The organism is Pseudoalteromonas sp. SR44-5 (genome assembly GCF_014163675.1).
Classification (GTDB): domain Bacteria; phylum Pseudomonadota; class Gammaproteobacteria; order Enterobacterales; family Alteromonadaceae; genus Pseudoalteromonas; species Pseudoalteromonas rhizosphaerae.
In genome coordinates this window covers 133,936-152,892 of sequence record NZ_JACJDT010000001.1, presented here as the reverse complement: position 1 = coordinate 152,892, position 18,957 = coordinate 133,936, and the positions used below count along the sequence as shown (strand labels likewise).

The 18,957-nt window shown below is 40.0% G+C and carries 17 protein-coding genes; 10 read left to right on the top strand and 7 right to left on the bottom strand.

The window, feature by feature from the left end; genetic code table 11:
* Window positions 1-213 precede the first annotated feature (213 nt).
* The 6 genes from H5154_RS00665 (at window position 214) to H5154_RS00640 (ending at window position 8,195) form a co-directional block, all read left to right on the top strand.
* The gene (locus tag H5154_RS00665; protein ID WP_182717063.1) at window positions 214-1,428 is read left to right on the top strand and encodes a hemolysin-type calcium-binding protein; all 1,215 of its coding nucleotides are present in this window, start codon (window positions 214-216) and stop codon (window positions 1,426-1,428) included.
* A gap of 417 nt (window positions 1,429-1,845) precedes the next feature.
* The gene (locus tag H5154_RS00660; protein WP_149980828.1) at window positions 1,846-3,276 is read left to right on the top strand and encodes a peptide MFS transporter; all 1,431 of its coding nucleotides are present in this window, start codon (window positions 1,846-1,848) and stop codon (window positions 3,274-3,276) included.
* A gap of 624 nt (window positions 3,277-3,900) precedes the next feature.
* Complete coding sequence (gene hppD / locus H5154_RS00655) at window positions 3,901-4,947, top strand: 4-hydroxyphenylpyruvate dioxygenase (protein ID WP_145237345.1); 1,047 nt, start codon at window positions 3,901-3,903, stop codon at window positions 4,945-4,947.
* A 153-nt stretch (window positions 4,948-5,100) separates the two neighbouring features.
* Window positions 5,101-6,414 (top strand): fumarylacetoacetase, encoded by a 1,314-nt coding sequence (gene fahA / locus H5154_RS00650; protein WP_182717062.1) that lies wholly within the window; start codon window positions 5,101-5,103, stop codon window positions 6,412-6,414.
* A gap of 142 nt (window positions 6,415-6,556) precedes the next feature.
* The gene (locus H5154_RS00645; RefSeq protein WP_182717061.1) at window positions 6,557-7,714 is read left to right on the top strand and encodes a M23 family metallopeptidase; all 1,158 of its coding nucleotides are present in this window, start codon (window positions 6,557-6,559) and stop codon (window positions 7,712-7,714) included.
* Window positions 7,704-8,195, top strand: coding sequence for a polymer-forming cytoskeletal protein (locus tag H5154_RS00640; RefSeq protein ID WP_145237352.1), 492 nt, complete (start codon window positions 7,704-7,706; stop codon window positions 8,193-8,195). The genes H5154_RS00645 and H5154_RS00640 overlap by 11 nt, the downstream gene beginning before the upstream one ends.
* A 10-nt stretch (window positions 8,196-8,205) precedes the next feature.
* Here H5154_RS00640 and H5154_RS00635 read toward each other — a convergent pair whose 3' ends face one another.
* Entirely contained in the window at window positions 8,206-8,679 is a 474-nt protein-coding gene (locus H5154_RS00635; protein WP_182717060.1) for a hotdog fold domain-containing protein, read from the bottom strand.
* Window positions 8,680-8,843: 164 nt separating this feature from the next.
* Between H5154_RS00635 and H5154_RS00630 the strand changes: the two genes are divergently transcribed.
* The 3 genes from H5154_RS00630 to H5154_RS00620 are packed head-to-tail and all read left to right on the top strand — an operon-like array spanning window position 8,844 to window position 11,158.
* Complete coding sequence (locus tag H5154_RS00630) at window positions 8,844-10,037, top strand: multidrug effflux MFS transporter (protein WP_182717059.1); 1,194 nt, start codon at window positions 8,844-8,846, stop codon at window positions 10,035-10,037.
* Window positions 10,038-10,042: 5 nt separating this feature from the next.
* Entirely contained in the window at window positions 10,043-10,678 is a 636-nt protein-coding gene (locus H5154_RS00625; RefSeq protein ID WP_182717058.1) for a LysE family translocator, read from the top strand.
* A 15-nt stretch (window positions 10,679-10,693) separates the two neighbouring features.
* Entirely contained in the window at window positions 10,694-11,158 is a 465-nt protein-coding gene (locus tag H5154_RS00620) for a methylglyoxal synthase (RefSeq protein ID WP_145237363.1), read from the top strand.
* A 7-nt stretch (window positions 11,159-11,165) separates the two neighbouring features.
* Here the strand turns inward: H5154_RS00620 and yegD are convergent, their stop codons facing one another.
* From yegD to H5154_RS00595, 5 genes are all read right to left on the bottom strand, one after another.
* Entirely contained in the window at window positions 11,166-12,533 is a 1,368-nt protein-coding gene (yegD, locus tag H5154_RS00615; RefSeq protein ID WP_182717057.1) for a molecular chaperone, read from the bottom strand.
* A 64-nt stretch (window positions 12,534-12,597) separates the two neighbouring features.
* Complete coding sequence (locus H5154_RS00610; RefSeq protein WP_182717056.1) at window positions 12,598-13,446, bottom strand: DNA ligase; 849 nt, start codon at window positions 13,444-13,446, stop codon at window positions 12,598-12,600.
* Between the two features lie 34 nt (window positions 13,447-13,480).
* Window positions 13,481-14,137 (bottom strand): HAD family phosphatase, encoded by a 657-nt coding sequence (locus H5154_RS00605; RefSeq protein WP_145237371.1) that lies wholly within the window; start codon window positions 14,135-14,137, stop codon window positions 13,481-13,483.
* A gap of 60 nt (window positions 14,138-14,197) precedes the next feature.
* Complete coding sequence (locus tag H5154_RS00600) at window positions 14,198-14,497, bottom strand: hypothetical protein (RefSeq protein ID WP_145237374.1); 300 nt, start codon at window positions 14,495-14,497, stop codon at window positions 14,198-14,200.
* A 115-nt stretch (window positions 14,498-14,612) separates the two neighbouring features.
* Window positions 14,613-16,895 (bottom strand): TonB-dependent receptor, encoded by a 2,283-nt coding sequence (locus H5154_RS00595; RefSeq protein WP_145237377.1) that lies wholly within the window; start codon window positions 16,893-16,895, stop codon window positions 14,613-14,615.
* A gap of 497 nt (window positions 16,896-17,392) precedes the next feature.
* Between H5154_RS00595 and H5154_RS00590 the strand changes: the two genes are divergently transcribed.
* Window positions 17,393-17,941, top strand: coding sequence for an HdeD family acid-resistance protein (locus H5154_RS00590; RefSeq protein WP_182717055.1), 549 nt, complete (start codon window positions 17,393-17,395; stop codon window positions 17,939-17,941).
* 77 nt (window positions 17,942-18,018) lie between these two features.
* On the opposite strand, the gene H5154_RS00585 is transcribed toward H5154_RS00590, so the two are convergent.
* Window positions 18,019-18,891, bottom strand: a complete 873-nt coding sequence (locus H5154_RS00585) for a mechanosensitive ion channel family protein (RefSeq protein WP_182717054.1) — start codon at window positions 18,889-18,891, stop codon at window positions 18,019-18,021.
* Window positions 18,892-18,957: the final 66 nt, after the last annotated feature.

Genomic DNA, 18,957 nt, shown 5'->3' with positions numbered 1-18,957 from the left:
TAAAATAAGTAAAATATTTTCAAAGTAATTACATTCAGCAAGTCACTGTTTGCAAATGAATTATTTAAAAAAGACAAATAAAGCAGTGAATTATTGCGAAAACGCTCATGTTCAACATTTGACCGAACCCAATATTTATAGCAAAATAGTACCATGAATTGTTAATAAAAATGTTAACAAAAACAAAATGAATTACTTGGTAGGAAAAGTACTATGAAAAACTCATTGTTTAAGCTTGCAACATTACCTTTATTGATCGCTTCAGGCTTTGCAGCAGCATCAACGAACCTAGTAGCAAATGGTTCTTTTGAAAACACTGCAACAATTTCTGGAACATGGGGATTATTAAATCAAGTCTCAGGTTGGCAACGTTCAAACAATGCTAAGTTTGAAATCCAAACCAATAAGCTTGGCCTTATCAAACCTCAAGATGGCAGCCAGTATTTAGAGTTAGATTCGACAGCTAATTATAGCGTTTCGCAAACATTGAATACTGATGTTGATCATAACTATGAAGTAAGCTTTTATTATTCAGCACGTGTAAGTGGTGATGCAAATACTAATAAAGCAGAAGTATATTGGGATGGTGAGTTACTCGATACGTTAAATTCAACCACCAAAGACTGGCAAAAGTTTACGTACACTGTAAAAGCAAGTTCAGCAGCAACCGAACTTAAATTTATCGGCGCAGGTAAATCTGATTCATTAGGTGCGTTTATTGATGATGTTAAAGTAACTAGCCAATGTGCATCTGGCTTATACGGTATTAATAACTTCGGTACGAATGAAGAAGGATTTGTTTACTTTTTCAATACTGACACAAACACATACTCTAAAGTAACGGGTTTAAGTAACACGGCATCAAATATTGCATCACATAATGGTGTTTTATATTTCATGGAGCAATTAGATAGCTCGACTAAAATCTCGCAAATTTTATCACTTGACCTTGCTACGAATGAGCAGGCATTGGTTACATCTGCAACTTCGTACCCGATTTACCGCTCTGCAATGAACGCTGATGGCACAACATTACGTACCACAAGCAAAACATACATGTACGATTTTGACCTAGCTACAGGTGATAAAACAGTACTTGGTAAATTAACTTTCCCTGGTGATTCGTTCGCTGATGGTGATATTGCTTATTCAGCTGATAATAATGTTCTTTACGTTCTTACCGGTAAAGCACTTTATACTATTGACCAAGGTTCAATGGAGTTGTCTTTAATTGGTGAGCATGGTGTTGATCAAGCATCTGGTATCGCAATTGCTGCAGATGGCACAATTTATGTTTCAGGACGTGTAAAAGGCGAGAACGCTAAAATTTACCGATTAGATCAAAATACTGCGGCGGCAACATTCATTATGGATGGCCCTTCACATGTTAATGATTTAACGTTTGTTGATAGTAACTACTGTAACTAATTTACACTGTTAATAAGTCTTTATTTAAAGGCCGAGTAATTTATTACTCGGCCTTTAGTATTTGTTACACAATGCCACCTTATTTACCCGCTATACAAAAAATGAGCAAGTGTCATTTCATTACGCTTATTACCGCAAAGCCCCTTAGTGCCTTACGCTGACGCTTTAAAGCCATCAGTAATCTAACTATCGCAAGCACTTCCCCTGCACTGCCCGTGTATGTATACTTAGGCGCAATTGTAGCTAGGATAAGGGTGTGACTCTTACCCACTAAGCAATCTTAGTGAGCAAACCATTACCTTAGCTGCATTAAAAATAATATTCATGGCCACCCGTTCTATTTGTGTTGAAAGCACATGAACGACCAAAGCAAAAAATATAAGGCCGCAATAATTAACGTTGAGTTAGGAAGTAAATATGAGTTCATTACCTAAAGCAGGTGATTTTTTAGGGCATCCTAAAGGATTATTTCTGTTGTTCGGCACAGAAATGTGGGAGCGATTTGGTTATTACGGCATGCGTGCCATTTTAGTACTTTATCTTGTTGCTATTGTCCAAGACGGTGGTTTTGGTTGGAGTAATGCAGACGCACTAAGCCTTTATGGTACGTTCACAATGGCGGTTTATATCACTCCATTATTTGGTGGTTGGTTAGCTGATAACGTACTTGGTCAACGAAAAGCTATTATCATCGGCGGTCTACTAATGGCTGCTGGCCATTTTACTATGGGTATCCCCCACGATATGTTAGCCGGCCAACAAGAAAACGTATTTTATATCGGTCTTGCTTTATTATGTATGGGTAACGGTTTATTTAAACCTAACATCTCAACTATGGTTGGCGACTTGTATAAAGAGGGTGATCAACGTCGTGATGGCGCCTTCACAATCTTCTATATGGGTATCAACTTAGGTGGTGCGCTTGGTCCACTTGTTGCGGGTTTCGCAGCTGCATCTATGGGTTGGCAATATGGCTTCATTGTAGCAGGTGTTGGTATGCTTGTATCTGTGGCGATGCAAGTGGTTTTAAGTAATAAATACTTAGGTGATATTGGTGTTGTTCCTGCAGCTAAATTAGCGCAATCACAATCAACTTCAGATACCAAAGAGCCGCTAACTAAAGTAGAAACTGACCGTATCAAAGTTATTTTCACTATGAGTGTATTTAGTATCATATTTTGGATGGGTTTTGAGCAAGCCGGTGGCTTGATGAATTTATTCGCAAATGATTACACAGACCGTATGTTGTTCAACTTTGAAATTCCAGCCTCTTGGTTTCAATCATTAAACTCTATTTTCATTATCATTTGTGCTCCTATCGTTGCCATCGTTTGGCTAAAACTTGATAAACGTGAACCTAATTCACCCGTTAAGTTTGCCATTGCGTTGATATTTTTAGCGCTTGGTTTCATCACTATGATTTTAGCACTTATGACTCAAGGTCACGGTGAGCCGTTACAGATCAGCATGATGTGGTTAGTGTTATTTTACTTATTCCATACTCTGGGTGAATTATGTTTATCACCTATCGGCTTATCAATGGTGAGTAAACTAGCACCACTGCGTTTAGCATCAATGCTAATGGGTATTTGGTTCCTATGTACTGCGGTTGCAAATAAGATTGCAGGTTTCGTTGGTTCATTCTTAGGTGAAGGCGAAGAAGCGCTTGATAACGCATTAGGCATTTTTATTGGTTTAGGTGCCACTGCTGTTCTCTCTGCTGTGATCATGTACTTACTAAGCGATAAGCTTGTTAAGTGGATGCACGGTGCAGAAGGTCAACACGAGCCACAAACACAAGAACACATTTTAGCTGAAGAGCTTGAAGTAGTTGCTGAAAAACCGTAACTCTGTGTTTATTATCTCCCCACAAGCTATGACGCTTGTGGGGATTTTTGTTGCTCTATTTATATCACCATGATTAATTCCTGCCAACCAAACGTCGATTTAAGTTACGATATTAATAAGGCTGACTTCAAAGCGCGTAACAAAAGATTATAAATTACTTTTCAACAGCTTCATTAAACACATCTGATAGGCCACCACGCACGTTCAACGAAACGCTGTAGCACTGCTAGCAAAATGCCCCAGCCATTACTAGTGACCTTAGCTTAGCGCAGAAGAGTTAGTTTTTTAACAAATACGGCTCTAGCGTAAACAATTTATTACACCACGTATATTTAATAAGGGGTGAATAGTTCCTTTATTTGATTATTTACCCCCTTAAATAAGAATAAATTAATTCTATTTATCAATAAGTTAACAAAAGTTTAAGTTACTTAATACAAGACCTTTCAATACAAATCTCAAAACCAAGCATTAATGCTTATGCATTTTAAAATGATCGTCCCATTTAATTTACAAATAGCCTGCTAGCTAAATAGATGCGAACTCTTCCCCTTTGTCTAGTTATAGTTAATTATCTGCGCATCAGACACAACAAGACGCAGTGTTTATTGCGGGAGAATTATTATGAGTGAAGTAACTAACCCTTTAGGTTTGGTAGGTATCGAGTTTACTGAATACGCTACACCTGATGCAGATTATATGGATAAAGTATTTACCGATTTTGGTTTTTCAAAGCTCAAAACATTTAAAGGTAAAGACATTGTTTATTACAACCAAAACGATATTCACTTTTTACTAAATAATGAACGTGATGGTTTCTCTGCAGAGTTTGCAAAAAGTCATGGTCCTGCAATTTGTTCTATGGGTTGGCGTGTAGAGAATGCTCAACAGGCATTTGACACCGCAGTAGCCCGTGGTGCAAAACCCGCGACTGATTCAACTCATAAAGACCTACCATACCCGGCAATTTACGGTATTGGTGACAGCTTAATTTATTTTATTGAGCAATTTGGTGACAAAGGTTCAATCTATGAGCAAGACTTTGAAGACTTAAGCGAACAAAACATTGTTGATGATAAAGGCTTTATTCGCATCGACCATTTAACTAATAACGTTTATAAAGGCACTATGGAAACATGGGCTAACTTTTATAAAGACGTCTTTGGTTTTACTGAGGTTCGTTACTTTGATATCAAAGGCCAAAAAACAGCCTTGATCTCTTATGCTCTTAAATCACCGTGCGGCACCTTCTCGATTCCAATCAATGAAGGTAAAGGCAACGATAACAACCAAATCGATGAATACCTTGGTGAATACAATGGCCCAGGCGTGCAGCATTTAGCATTCTTAACAGATGACCTAGTAAGCTCACTAGATAAGCTTGATAAATCAACCATTGCCACGCTTGATATTATCCCTGAATACTACGATACAATTTTCGATCGTGTACCTTGGGTTGCAGAAGATAAAGAAAAGATCCGTGAACATCAGATCTTAGTCGATAGCCAAAGTGAAAATTGCTACTTGTTGCAAATTTTCTCGAAAAACTTATTTGGCCCAATCTTTATCGAGATGATCCAACGTGTTGATGACGGCGGTTTTGGTGAAGGTAACTTCCAAGCACTGTTTGAATCAATCGAGCGCGACCAAGAGCGCCGCGGCGTTTTATAAGCACCGTATTGTAAATTTAAAAAGCAGCGTACTTCGCTGCTTTTTGTCGTTTCATCAATATTATAAATGACAATCTGAATTTCACTGTTTAAATCGCGCTATTCATCACCATATCCACTGTAAAGCGCGACTGACTAAACCAAAGGAAATGTAATGAGTTTAATTAACGAAACCCATGATATAAATTTAACTAGCTGGGTTGCCTCAGCGAACGTTGCAAATTGTGACTTCCCAATTCAAAACCTACCATTTGCAGAAGTACGTCGTAAGAACTCTGACGAAGCTTTTCGTGGTGCCGTTGCCATTGGCGACCAAGTTATCGACCTTGCCAAAGTAAACGAGTTAGCTATTTTCTCAGGCGATGCACAAACAGCCATAGCAGCAGCAAGCCAAGCAACATTAAATGAATTTATGGGTCTTGGTCAGCAATATTGGTCAGCGCTACGTTTAGCATTATCTAAAGCATTACGCGAAGGCGCCGCTGAACAAGCTAAGTTAAGCGACGCATTAATTGCCCAAGCAGACATTGAGTTTGCATTGCCATGTCGTATTGGCGATTACACTGACTTTTACACATCTATCTATCATGCAACAGCAGTCGGTAGCTTATTCCGTCCTGACAACCCGTTACTGCCTAACTATAAATGGGTCCCCATTGGTTACCATGGCCGTTCTTCATCAATTGATGTGTCAGGTCAAACCTTTCATCGCCCAAATGGTCAAACTAAGGCGCCAGACGCTGAAGTACCATCGCTTGGTCCGTGTAAACGTTTAGATTATGAGTTAGAGCTAGGCATTTATTTAGGTAAAGGTAATGAATTAGGTGATGCCATTGCTATCGAAAACGCTGAAAACCATGTATTTGGTTTTTGTGTATTCAATGACTGGTCAGCACGTGACTTACAGGCATGGGAATACCAACCATTAGGTCCATTCCTTGCGAAAAACTTTGCTTCAACTGTATCACCGTGGATTGTAACCACCGAAGCATTAGCACCTTATAGAACATCATGGACTCGTGATGAAAATGACCCACAACCATTAGATTATTTAGAATCAAGCCAAAACCGTGAGCTTGGCGCCTTTGATATAAAAATGGACGTACAAATTGAGACCGCTAAAATGCGTGAACAAGGTGCTGCACCTTCATTAGTATCTAAATCAAGTTTCAAACATTCATACTGGACAGTGGCACAAATGGTGACTCATCACACAGTAAATGGTTGTAACTTTATGCCAGGTGATATGCTGGGCTCAGGTACGCAATCAGGTCCGACTCATGAAGAAGCCGGTTCATTACTTGAACTGTCTCGTGGTGGTAAAGAAAAAATCACCCTTAATAACGGTGAACAACGCAGCTTTTTAGAAGATGGCGACAACGTTATTATGCGTGGTTGGTGTGAAAAAGCCGGTTTTGCTCGTATCGGTTTTGGCTGCGTAGAAGGAACGGTTCTTCCTGCTAAGTAACTAAGTTGTAAACATTTATTAAATGTATTTATTATAAGGAGGCGACCAACGCCTCCTTTTTTAAGATTAATTACAATTTTTTACTGGCTTTTTCAGCTCAGATTGCTATCTTAATTCGGTTAATAGCCAGTGTTTATAAGCCATGTCAGCATTTATTAAGTCTTTTTATCACAAATTATTCCCAGCTAGACAGCTGTTGATCCGCCAAAATGGTGAGGTTAAACATGTGATATTAGCACCTTGGTTACAAATATCAGCCGTAGCTATTATTTTAATTGCTTTAATTTGGTTGGCTGTTTCGACCCTGCGAATATACTCTCAAACCAACAAGATTTCCGATATCGAACAAAGCCAATTATCAAAACAACAACAGTGGCAGCAACAAAGTAAAGAACAACAAGCACAATACGATAAACAGTTAGCCCAGCTTGCGGTGCTAGAGCAAAAGCATGCTTTATTGCAGAGCATGATCGATTCTTTACCTGAGTCGATGAGTAATCCCACACTGCCAGCAGCGCCGCCAGAAGGTGAACTCGGCGAACAACAAGAAGAGTTCCACGAACCATTAGTTGATGAAAACCCTAACAGCGCACACACTCTTTCACTCTCTGACTCTGTTAATATCGAGCAACGTTTTGCACTACTCGATAGCCAATACCAACACAGCTTTTTACAAATAGAGCAACAAATAGAACGCCGCCAGCACGATATTTTAGCGATGCTCAAAGGTGCAGGACTTGATACCGCCTTGGCGCGTCGTCTAGATGGTGATATGACAGAAACCGCGCAAGGTGGTCCGCTGGATTTATTTGATGAATCAAAGATCCCAGCTGAATTTTTAGTCATCGCAGATAAACTATTGGCGTTGAATAAGCTTGAAAATTTACTCAGTGAGTTACCGCAAACTCTGCCTGCAGCAAATTACTATATTTCGAGTAGTTTTGGCCTGCGTAAAGATCCAGTGAATAACCGTCATGCTTATCATAAAGGTGTTGATTTAGCAGGTTGGCATAAAACCGAAATATTCGCCCCCGCTGATGGCACTGTATTACGCGCAGGACGCAACGGTGGTTATGGTAATTTTATCGAACTGCAACATAAAAACGGCTTTGTAACTCGGTTTGGTCACTTAAATAAAATCAACGTTAAAAAAGGCCAAACGGTAACCAAAAATGATGTTATCGGATTAATGGGCAGCACTGGCAGAAGTACTGGCACTCACCTACACTATGAAGTATTACTTAACGACAAACATGTCAATCCAGTCAAAATAACAAAGGCGCTTTCTCGTGTTCGGTAAAAAAAAATCAACAGTAAGTAGTTCTGCAAATTCTCAACTAAAAAGAACTAGCCACACTCCTTCGATCATTTCTGAAGATGTTCGCTTAACGGGCAGCTTAGTGAGTCAAGGTGAAGTACAGCTTGATGGTCGCATAGATGGTGATGTTCGTGTTAACCATTTAGTTATTGGTAATACCGGTTGTGTTGAAGGCTCAGTGGTCGCTGAAAGCGTGATTGTAAAAGGTAAAGTAATCGGCTCGCTCAACGCCAGCAAAGTAGTTATTGAACGTTCAGCGCAAGTGCACGGGGATGTTTATCAAGATACTTTAAGTATTGATGCTGGTGCAATTATTGAAGGTAACTTAAAACAACGCCATGAAGCTGAAACGGTTGAATTAATTACCAATAACGCAGAATCAAAGCCGGAGCTTACATCTGCGCTCAGTGAAGGTGATAATGACTTGTCGTTTTTCAACAAACAAGCCGCAGAGAAAAAATAATCGCTTTATTTTACTTTTTCTTAGTAACGTACATCGTAATATCAGCAGTGAAGACCAATTCACTGCGAGTATTGTAAAGCTTCACTGGCACCACTAAATCCTCTTTATCTAGCCATTGTCTTGGCATTGCAATTTCTGCCACAGCTGTGACATCAGTATCAACCTTCGCTAAGTACTGCACCGTCATTCCTTTAGGGATCCAGCGATGAGTTTTATATGGCACGGTAGCATCAACCATCACACCGGCACATAACTCAGCTAAATTACATTGCGCAATAGCATGGATAGTCCCAATATGATTGTGCACACTCCGTCGGTTTTTAACCATTGCGCTGCAATGTCCGTCACGTAAATCTAAAACAGTGGGTTTCATGGAGCCAAAATAAGGGGCTTTAAAACACACGACTTTAGTAAATAACCAATTGCCAAATGGTAGACGCTTAAAACTATGCCATGCAGTTAAAACTGTAGATTTATTACTCATTATTATTTTCCATTGAATGTCGCTATTGCAAAATTAGCACATCAGACCAGTTAGCAAAAGTGCATTTATACTTATAATCTTACTAGCTATATTCTTATAGATGGGTCATATGCCCTTTCTTTTTTATCTTTGCAGACCTAAAATACGCGGCAAAAGGAGCACTCATGCCAACAACCGATCGCCGCAATCATCTTAGTGTTATTTTAATTCTCGCTCTTCTGGTTATATTCTGCCCATTAGCGATTGATATTTACTTACCCGCATTTCCTGATATAGCGCAAGCATTGGCTATTGATGAGCAGCAAGTGCAACTTACCGTCGCTATTTTTATGCTGACGGTTGGCTTAGGTCAGCTTATAGCAGGTCCTTTAGCCGACAAGTTTGGCCGCCGTCCAGTCGCACTATTTGGCATCACACTGTATGGATTTGCCGGGATGTTGGCTTTTTTAGCACCTAGTTTTAGCATTCTGATGCTTGCACGTGCACTGCAAGGTTTTGGGGCTTGTGCCACTTTTGTAGTTGCATTTGCGATTGTTCGTGATACCTACGGCAGTGCTAAAAGCGGCCAAATGATCACTTACCTAAATGGTATTGTGTGTTTTATTCCGGCGTTAGCACCTATTTTAGGCGCTTGGCTGACTGTGCAATTTGGCTGGCGGATAAACTTTTTATTTTTGGCGGGGTTTGCTTGTGTTGGACTAATGATCACTGCCATATATTTTAAAGAAACACGCCCTGCGGATAGCCACTATGAGGGCCACATACTCGATTTACGTCGTTTTATACCAATCATTAGCACGCCTATTTTTCTTTTTAATAGCCTAATTTGTATGGTGGCAATGTCGGCTATTTTAGCTTTTGTAACATTAGCACCGGGATGGATCATGACCGAGTTAGGTGGATCGGTCAGCGATTTTACTTTTTGGTTTACTCTCAATGCCATTGTTAGCATTGTAGCTAGCTTTATTGCACCATTGTATATCAAACGCCATAGTCAAAAAGCGTTACGCATAGGTATGAGTTTATTAATTTTCTCTGGTGTACTGATTTTAATTCTCGGCCAGTTTAAAAGTGCCTTTGCTTTTATGCTGCCAGTGTTGATTGCTGCGCTAGGCTTTGCACTTAGCTTAGGCTCAGCGGCTGGAATGGCATTGTCACATTTTGCTAAACAAGCAGGTACTGCATCTGCGTTAATCGGTTTAATGCAAATGAGCGGCGCTGGAGCATTGGTTATGCTCACCCAAGTGCTCCCTTTCAATGCGCCCGAGTTTATTGCTTTTCACTTATTATTATTGCTGCCACTGTGGGTTATACTGCTCAGTAATAAAGCACACGCTTATCACCCTAAAAACACATAAAAACAATGATCAATTTTGAATTTTTACTGTCATTTTTAGCCGCGAGTTTTTTAATCGCTGTTGCACCAGGTCCTTCCAATGCTTTTTTAATGGCGCAAACTTTTGCCAATGGCCGCGCAGCAGGCTTACAAAGCGCATTTGGTTTTGCTTTAGGCGGAGTGGCGCATACTTTATTTGCCGTTGTCGGTCTTACGGCTATCCTAAAAGCCTCAGAAGTGGCTTATACCAGCGTACAATACGCTGGTGCTGCCTACTTATGTTATTTAGGTGTTATGATGTTTAAAAGCACATTTATCCAGTCAGAGTGCAGTAGCGAAGATAAACCCCATGTAAGCACCAAGAAAAAAACTAATGTTATGTTTCAGGCTATGATGACTGAAGTGCTCAACCCTAAAGTAGCGTTATTTTTTATTGCGTTTATTCCGCAGTTTGTTGATCCAACCCTGTCATCATCAACTACATTTCAATTAGCTTTCTTTGGCTTACTGTATCCACTTTTTGCGTTTCCGATTGACTGCACGTATATTTACTTTGGCGATAAAATTGCAGGCTACTTTCGAGAGCACCCGCAAAGCCAAATTTGGATTGATCGTATAACAGGTGTAGTATTTGTAGTTCTTGCGGTTAATCTACTCATCTAAAAAAAAAGAGTCAACATGGAACAAAAACAGCAAACCCTTCCAGCGCAAAAAAATATTGCTTTAGTTGCACACGATGGTAAAAAAGCAGCCTTGCTAGCCTGGTGTAATAAACATCGCGATAACCTCAGTAAGCACACTTTATATGGCACAGGCACCACAGGTCATTTAATTGAGCGAAATACTGGACTTGAAGTTATCAAACTACTTAGTGGCCCTATGGGGGGCGATCAGCAGTTAGGCGCTAAAATTGCGGAGCATGAAATTCATGTGTTGATTTTCTTTTGGGACCCCCTTGCATCTCAACCTCATGATCCGGATGTTAAAGCGTTATTACGCTTAGCTGCGGTATGGAATATTCCAGTGGCGTGTAATGAAGTCAGCGCAGATATGATTTTAAGCTCGCCTTTGATGCATAACGAGCTTGAACGGTCATTGCCAGATTACGAGAAATACCTCGCAACCCGACAAGTCATACTATAAGCACCCTTTAACGATAAAGCATACTTGCCCATTTAGTGAGTCCGGCGGTTACACTACCAAAGTGATCGCCGTTTACCATTTTAATATCACCTAAGTGCTCAACTAATGCAGCTTTTATTAGTGGCGATTGCGCGCTGCCACCGGTAAGGTAAATCACATCAGGAACGGTCCCTGCATCTTTAATCGCTTGTTTTGCTAAACTTACTATTTGCATAATTGAATCATCAACCGCCACAGCTAAATCAGCTCGTGATAGCACTTTATGTAATTGCGGTGCTAAAAACCCTAATTCACAGTCATACTCAGTCACTGAAGAAAGCGCAATTTTTGCCGCCTCCCCTTGCTGTACCAGCTGATGACCTTGCTTATTTTGCTGCAAATCGATCAGTCGTTGAAATAACTCAGGTGCTTGTACTTCACGTAACTGCGTAAGTAATTCTCGGTGATGGCTTTGACTATAAAACTGGCTTTGTAAGTTCACATCGTTAATTTTACATGCTTGCCAAAATGCTTGATTAGGCAATGGTAAACCTGATTTAAACTGACTGCCTAAACCAAGCAATGGCATTAATGCGTGATAGCTTAAAGCAATGTCTAAATCATTACCGCCAACACGTTTACCTGTATGTGCTAAAAAGTCATGATCACGGTCACTACTATCACGAAAGCTAGGTCCCATTTGCACAAATGAGCAGTCACTGGTACCACCACCAATATCAATAACCAATACTTTTTGATCGTTATTTAAGTCACTTTCATAATCAATTCCCGCTGCGAGTGGTTCATATAAAAAAGCCACATCTTTAAAGCCAGCTCGTTTTGCTGCACGCTCTAAAATACCAATTGCTTGTTGGTTTGATTGCTCTCCACCCACGGCTTGGAAATTTACCGGGCGGCCAATAACCGTTTGTGTTAACTCTTTTTGTAGTGATTTTTCAGCACGCTGTTTGATTTTTAAAATCATTGCGGTGGCAATATCTTCAAAGAAGTTGATTTGTCCTTGCTTTAAGCCTATTGCCCCAAAAAACGATTTAGGGGATTTAACAAAATAGCCTTCTTCCGGAAATTGCACATATTCGTTAATTGCTTCACGGCCAATAAAAAGACTTTCATCACCGGGGGCTAGATCTAAGTCAGACTTGATCCGCACCATACTATTGAGCAGGGCTTGGCGCTGGGTTTTAAAATCAGTTTCATAACTTGTACCTGTTAGATGCTGAGCAACAAAATCGACAACTAAAGCACTGTGATGTGTGTATAAGGTTGAAGGGAGGTAAAACTTACCTTGCTCTAGGGGCACCAGCTCAACAGTATTTTGAGTATTCATTACACCCATTGCGCAATTAGAACTACCATAATCAAAACCAACTACCATTACTTCACCACAACTAACATCAAAAGGCCGCGCAATTTAGCATACTTACGGCTTTTTTTAAATGTTAATCAGGATCGCGTTGACGTAAAAAACTGGCAAACCGTGGTAAACCGTTTTTAGTAAAACCATGGTATCGGTATGTCACCGTCGCTCCTATTGCGGGTGGATTTTGGCGCTGTGCGTTACTAAAGCCTGTACCAATTGAAAACTCTTTTCCTTGTGGTGTAACTACTTTTAACGCCCCTAGCATGCCAGTAAATTTGCCTTTTCCTGGAAGATGAGCAATGACGACCGCTTCACTATCAAAATAAGGTTTTAACTTTAACAGCGCATCAGAACGGCCACTTTTATGCATTGCCGAGGCTAAATGCAGCATTACACCTTCACCACCTTGCTGAGTTACTTTATCAAAGTACGCAGATAATGCCTGCTCTGTAGTAAATTGATACTGCTGTACTGCTTGGATGTGAGGCTTATTTAATGTTTTTACTAAACGTAGATAATTTTCATAGCGTACTGCAAAGGAATTATGTTGATCTGGCATGTCAAATATCTGATAGGTGACTTTTTGCCAGTCACTATCCAACGGCTGTAAAGTGCGCACAATACCACTGAGGTCTGCAAAATCACCGCGCTTGGTCCACAACTCACCGTCTAACCTCAAATTAGGTAAATCAGCAATAAACCAGCCTGGCGCATGAATGACATTGCCATTACGGGTTATCAACTGTGTTCCTGTCCAAATCGCACGGACCCCATCAAACTTCTCACTAACGAGATAGTTTTCAATGGCAAGCGCTTGGTCTTGTTGGTAAACCTTGGCCAGTTGGGCATCTGCGGTGATCTGTGTATCAGTTGCTGAGCAAGTAAAAGTACTGATCAGCAACCATAATACTGTTAGTCCTTTAAGCATATCGGTCTCCTTGTTTATCACCAAGCAGACTAAACTATAGCTTAGTTTGTACCCATTGCCATAGCTGCTGTAAATTATCCATGCGAGAAACAGCTAAACTTAAATCGTGGCCTAGAGTATGTTTATTCGGTATTGCAACCACAGGTACGTTTGCATTAGTTGCTGCTGTAACGCCGGTGTGTGTATCTTCAACAGCAATTGCTTGCTCTGCTGAAATCCCTAATGTTGTCAGTGCAAGTAAATAAGGGTCTCCCGCCGGTTTTGGATTTTGCACGTCGTCTTTAGTCACTACGCAGTCAAACCATTCATAAAAGCCATAGCCTTTTAAGATAGGTAACGCCTCATGGCGTGAACTACCCGTCACTAATGCCATTTTAAGATCGCTTTGCTTCACTGCCTCTAATACCTCTTCGGCAAAAGGCATTAAAGGAGGTAAATTAGTGGTAACAAATTGCTCGAATGCATCATATTTAGCCTGCGCTAACCACTGCGGTGAAACCGATAAGTTATATTGCTCAACCACTTCAATTGCCGCATCTAAGGTCGGTTGACCTGAAAAACGTTGGCAAAAATCATCTTCTTCATAGCGCACGCCAAACGGTGCTAAAACATCATTCCAACAGTTAAAGTGGACACTTTCTGAATCAACTAAAGTGCCATCCATATCAAATAATACTGCTTTTAATGTCATCCTCATTCCTTTATTTTCAGCAACAAAAAAGGCGCTCATAGCACCTTTTTGGTTTAATACTTATGCTGTTAAACCTGCTGGCGGCTCTGCAAATGCTTCTTCACCCGTTTCAACATCTACCAACTCGTAGCCACGTTCTTTTCTAACAACTTTTAGTACAGGTTTTTCAAATGCTGTTTTTAAACGCTCTGCGTCATCTCGTAACGCATCTAAGGTGTTGCCAAAAGGCGCTGCGCCCGTTTCTGACCAATTCGTTACTTTACCATTTAGGTTATATTCAACCTCATGTATTTGATATTGCGCCGCTTCATCTTTAGTTGCTTCACAAAAAATCACTCGGTAGTTCCAAAATCCAGCCATTGTTCTTCTCTTGTTAAATTTAATTGTCGCTACTTTAGCAGTTATAAATCAGGTTTTACAATACAAAAGCCCGCAACATGTGCGGGCTTTTAATATTAGCAATTATAAAGTCTACTTAGAAAAAGTTAACTTTAAATTCAGCGCCAATAAAGCGAGGCTCATTAACAATTGCAGAGTTATTGCTAAAATCTACACCACCGATGAATACTTGCTCATTGGTTATATTACGTGCAAATGCCGCAACTTCGTATTCGTAGTTATTATCAAACCACTTATAACCCGCGCGTAAGCCACCTTCTAATAATGCTTCACCAGTAAACTCCACTGATTCATATAAAAAGAAATCAATTTCACTACGGTATGACCAATCTGTAAACGCATAAAACTCACCATCGCCAAGCTCTTTAGTATAGCGTAGAGTAAAGTTAGCAATCCACTCCGGCGCATGTGGCAGGCTATTACCGTCTAAACTATAACCTTGGTTTGTTAGCGGATCAGTAATCGTACAAGCAAAACAGCCTTGCGAATATAAATCATCATCTTGCAGCTCAGTATTGTTATAACTGAAGTTAAAAGTTGCATCAAATTCATCAGTCAATACCCATTGAGTATCAACTTCAAAACCGTAGCCAACAGTTTTATCAGCATTCAACAAACGAGCTGAATTTCCCGAGTCACCACCAACAGCTGTTAACTGTTGATCATCCATTTGATAATAGAAAACAGTAGCATTGACACGTCCACGACCGTCAAGCACGTCTGATTTAATACCCGTTTCAATTGAGTTAATTGTTTCAGAATCAGCAACCGTTACATCATCACTAAATAAGATACGACCTTGAACGCTCGGTGCACGAAAACCATTTGCAGCACGAACGAATAAGTTTATATCATCAGAATATTTATACGCAGCAGCTAAATCCCATGATACATGGCTATCTTCTGGTGCAACTGACTTAGTTAAATTAGCAACTGCCGACTCTGGAGATGCGTAACGTGACGCTGTAAAGTCACGTTTATCATCTGAGTAACGTAAACCAGCAGTGATTTCTAACTTCTCAGTTAATTGATATTCACTCGATGCAAATACAGCCCATGCTGTTGTGTCTTGATCTTGGCGAACATAGCCAGTTAAGAAGTTTGCACCTAACCCATCGTAACCGTAAGTCTCAATCACTTGCTCTTCATTATAATAAAAAGCACCAACTTGGTAATTAAAGTCACCAGCAAAATCACTTGCTAAACGTAGCTCTTGTGTATATTGATTGTGATCTGGAAGGGCATCAGCGGTTTCAGACGCTAAGAAAATAAAACCAGGTCCCATTTCTGGTGTTGGGCAACCAGGAACAAAAGTATTCCCACAACCAAAACCACCATCTACATCAGCACGAGAGAAAATTTCTGCACTTTCCCAGCCACTGATCGATGTCAACGTGTAATCAGCAAAACTGTACTCTAGCTTTAAGCTAGCACCTTGGCTATTTACATTCTGTGTAGCAAATTGCACAGTATCTTGATATATCACTTCAGGATCAAAGCCCGGGCGCGGGTTATTTGTGCCTGTTTCAATTGCATTTGCATGAAATACAATTGGCTTACCATTTAAGTCACGAGTGTGGTAATTCAATAATGCACTGAAATCATCTTTCTCATATAAGAATTGGATACGCGCGGCAGTTTCTTGATAACCTCCTGTTACGTCATCAATCTCATTGCCTGCTAAGCGATTATCAATATAATCATCGCGCTCTTGACGTAATAGAGAAACACGTGCTGATAAGTTATCAGTTAAGCCACCACTTACAGCCCCTTCGAAGTCAATTGAATTGAACGAACCATATGATAAGGCTGCATAACCTTCAAAATCTTGACTTGGGCGAGCTGAATCAATTTTAACTAAACCAGCTGGGGTATTACGACCGAATAAGGTGCCTTGTGGTCCACGGAGAACTTCTACGCGGCCCGTGTCAAATATAGGAAAACCTTTTAAAATAGGGCTTTCTTGAACAATTTCATCAACCACTAGGGATACTGGTTGTGATGAATTCAAATCGAAATCTGAATTACCAAGACCACGAACATAAAAACGTGGGAATGAGCGACCAAATGAAGATTCTACAGTTAAGCTTGGAATTTTTGCATTTAAAAAACGAATATCCATGCCGGCAGAACTGGCAGCATCAAGGCTATCACCTTGTAAAGCAGAAGCAGCGACAGGTACTTCCTGTGCGTTTTCTACACGCTTGCGCGCAGTGATTTGAATAACTTCTAATTGCTTGCTTTGCGCAGTTGGAGCTTGTTCATCAGCAGCAAGAGTTGTAAATGAAGTACCTGCTACGGCAGAGAACAACGTTGCATTGATTAGGGTTGCTAACGTAGATCTTTTCATTGCTTTCATGTCGGGGTTTAACCTTTTTAGTGCACTCTTATTCAACGGTTGATGTGTTGCGCCAAATTCACTCGGCGGGCTCGGCCAATTTTTCGCGCCTTAAGTTAAGCTGCGCGGACCTCTTTGTCGAGAGTGCAAAACGAAGTAAAGAGGCTGAACGAACGCTGAAGATTATAGCATTGTGTGACACTTTTGCTGCATTAATATGTACAATAATATAAACTTTTTACAACAAATAACGGCACAATAAGCGAACTTGAGAGATTTTATGCAATTATATTTATTTTATACGGACATTTGTCCTGTCAATAAAGTGGTTGTAAATGTAACAGGTATCACAAGTGGGAGCCGCTAAGTGACTATAATGATCATTGAGTAAACCTAGCATAGCCAAATTTAATTCTGCTATACAATGCTTCTGCTAAGTTAATAGATATATTTTATTGATAAATCATACCTTATGCTAATGTATATAAACACGACAGAGCTAATCATTAAGGATTAAGATGGATCTAACCACCACACTTTCAAAAAACTGGTCAGTACTGTTAGTACGCGGCCTCATTGCAATTATTTTTGGCGTTATTACTTGGTTTGCACCCAATGCATCTCTGAGTATTATGTTGTTATTTTTTGCGGGCTATTTTTTATTTGATGGCATGCTAAGAACATGGGTTGCTTGGAACTCTAAGCAACACAATCCCTATTGGCGCTGGTTATTGGCCGGTGGGGTGTTATCAATCATCGCAGGACTAGTTACCCTATTTGCACCAAACGTTACCGCGATACTATTACTTTATTATGTCGCTGCGTGGGCCATAGCGATTGGCGCTGTTGAAATTTTAATTGCGCTTAAATTAAGAGCGGAGATATCTAATGAGTGGATATTAATTATTACTGGGGCAATATCAGTATTATTTGGTTTATATTTAATCTTTAATCCTAGCGCAGGGATCCATACTTTACTTTGGTTAGTCGCCACTTACGCCGTACTATTTGGTGCTTTAATTGTATTATTTTCATTAAAGCTAAGAAAGATGGCACAACAGCAATAACTCATCAATAAAAACGAAGTAATTTGCTACTCGTTGCAGCAAATTACTTCTGCAAGACGATACCGGTACCGCTGGATTTATTTCGTTGCTCGTCCCCGCCTTAATGCAATTTCACCATCAATATGTATATCGCGTTGTGGGAAAGAAATAACGACATTATGCTCAGCAAATATTTTATATACGCTAAAACGAATATCACTGCGGACTTGGCGCAACATGGTTTCTGATTCAGCACAAACCCAAAAAATAGCATTGAACACTAAAGAGCTTTCAGCAAAATCATCAAATAACACTGAAGATGCCGGCGTCGGGAGTATTGCAGGATGTTCGCTCAACACTTTTTTGATCAGTTTTTCAACTAACAATACATCTGATCCATATGCCACACCAACACTGACAGACGAACGAGCATTGCGGTCAATCAAGGTCCAATTCGTCACTGTGTTTTCGAGTAGTTGACTTTTTGGTATAAGCATGTGCACACCATCGTTGCGACGAATGCGCGTGGAGCGAGTATTAATCGTTTCAACCACCCCTTTGGCGTTGCCCACTTCTAAGAAATCTCCAATACGAATTGGCCGCTCCCACATTAAAATCCAGCCACTAATAAAGTTATTAATGATATTTTGTGCCCCGAATCCTACACCAATAGCTATAGCGCCAGAAACAAAGGCAAATGCTGTTAACGGAATATTTAACACTTCAAGGGAGGTAAATATTAAAATTGCGATACTTAACACTAAATAAATACGGGTAAATAAATGCACCGCATCAGGGTTCATTTTACGTGCGAGAAGAGTTTTTCGTATTAATCGACCAATCCATGTAACCACAAACCACATGGCAAAGAGTATCAAAGGCACTTGAATAACTTTAGCTACAGTAATTTCGATATTGTTATAATTAAAAATTACATACGATAAATAATGAGAGATTGACTCTAACGTCATACTTTTTCCAAAATTAATAAAACAAATAGCTATTCAGGGTTAAGTAAGTTTAGCACGCCATAATGG

Coding starts and splice junctions, on each gene's coding strand:
- H5154_RS00665 (WP_182717063.1), top strand. CDS start 214: ATGAAAAACTCATTGTTTAAGCTTGCAACATTACCTTTATTGATCGCT.
- H5154_RS00635 (WP_182717060.1), bottom strand. CDS start 8,679: ATGAGTAATAAATCTACAGTTTTAACTGCATGGCATAGTTTTAAGCGT.
- H5154_RS00625 (WP_182717058.1), top strand. CDS start 10,043: ATGATCAATTTTGAATTTTTACTGTCATTTTTAGCCGCGAGTTTTTTA.
- H5154_RS00595 (WP_145237377.1), bottom strand. CDS start 16,895: ATGAAAGCAATGAAAAGATCTACGTTAGCAACCCTAATCAATGCAACG.
- hppD (WP_145237345.1), top strand. CDS start 3,901: ATGAGTGAAGTAACTAACCCTTTAGGTTTGGTAGGTATCGAGTTTACT.
- fahA (WP_182717062.1), top strand. CDS start 5,101: ATGAGTTTAATTAACGAAACCCATGATATAAATTTAACTAGCTGGGTT.
- yegD (WP_182717057.1), bottom strand. CDS start 12,533: ATGGTAGTTGGTTTTGATTATGGTAGTTCTAATTGCGCAATGGGTGTA.
- H5154_RS00645 (WP_182717061.1), top strand. CDS start 6,557: ATGTCAGCATTTATTAAGTCTTTTTATCACAAATTATTCCCAGCTAGA.
- H5154_RS00600 (WP_145237374.1), bottom strand. CDS start 14,497: ATGGCTGGATTTTGGAACTACCGAGTGATTTTTTGTGAAGCAACTAAA.
- H5154_RS00660 (WP_149980828.1), top strand. CDS start 1,846: ATGAGTTCATTACCTAAAGCAGGTGATTTTTTAGGGCATCCTAAAGGA.
- H5154_RS00605 (WP_145237371.1), bottom strand. CDS start 14,137: ATGACATTAAAAGCAGTATTATTTGATATGGATGGCACTTTAGTTGAT.
- H5154_RS00630 (WP_182717059.1), top strand. CDS start 8,844: ATGCCAACAACCGATCGCCGCAATCATCTTAGTGTTATTTTAATTCTC.
- H5154_RS00620 (WP_145237363.1), top strand. CDS start 10,694: ATGGAACAAAAACAGCAAACCCTTCCAGCGCAAAAAAATATTGCTTTA.
- H5154_RS00585 (WP_182717054.1), bottom strand. CDS start 18,891: ATGACGTTAGAGTCAATCTCTCATTATTTATCGTATGTAATTTTTAAT.
- H5154_RS00610 (WP_182717056.1), bottom strand. CDS start 13,446: ATGCTTAAAGGACTAACAGTATTATGGTTGCTGATCAGTACTTTTACT.
- H5154_RS00590 (WP_182717055.1), top strand. CDS start 17,393: ATGGATCTAACCACCACACTTTCAAAAAACTGGTCAGTACTGTTAGTA.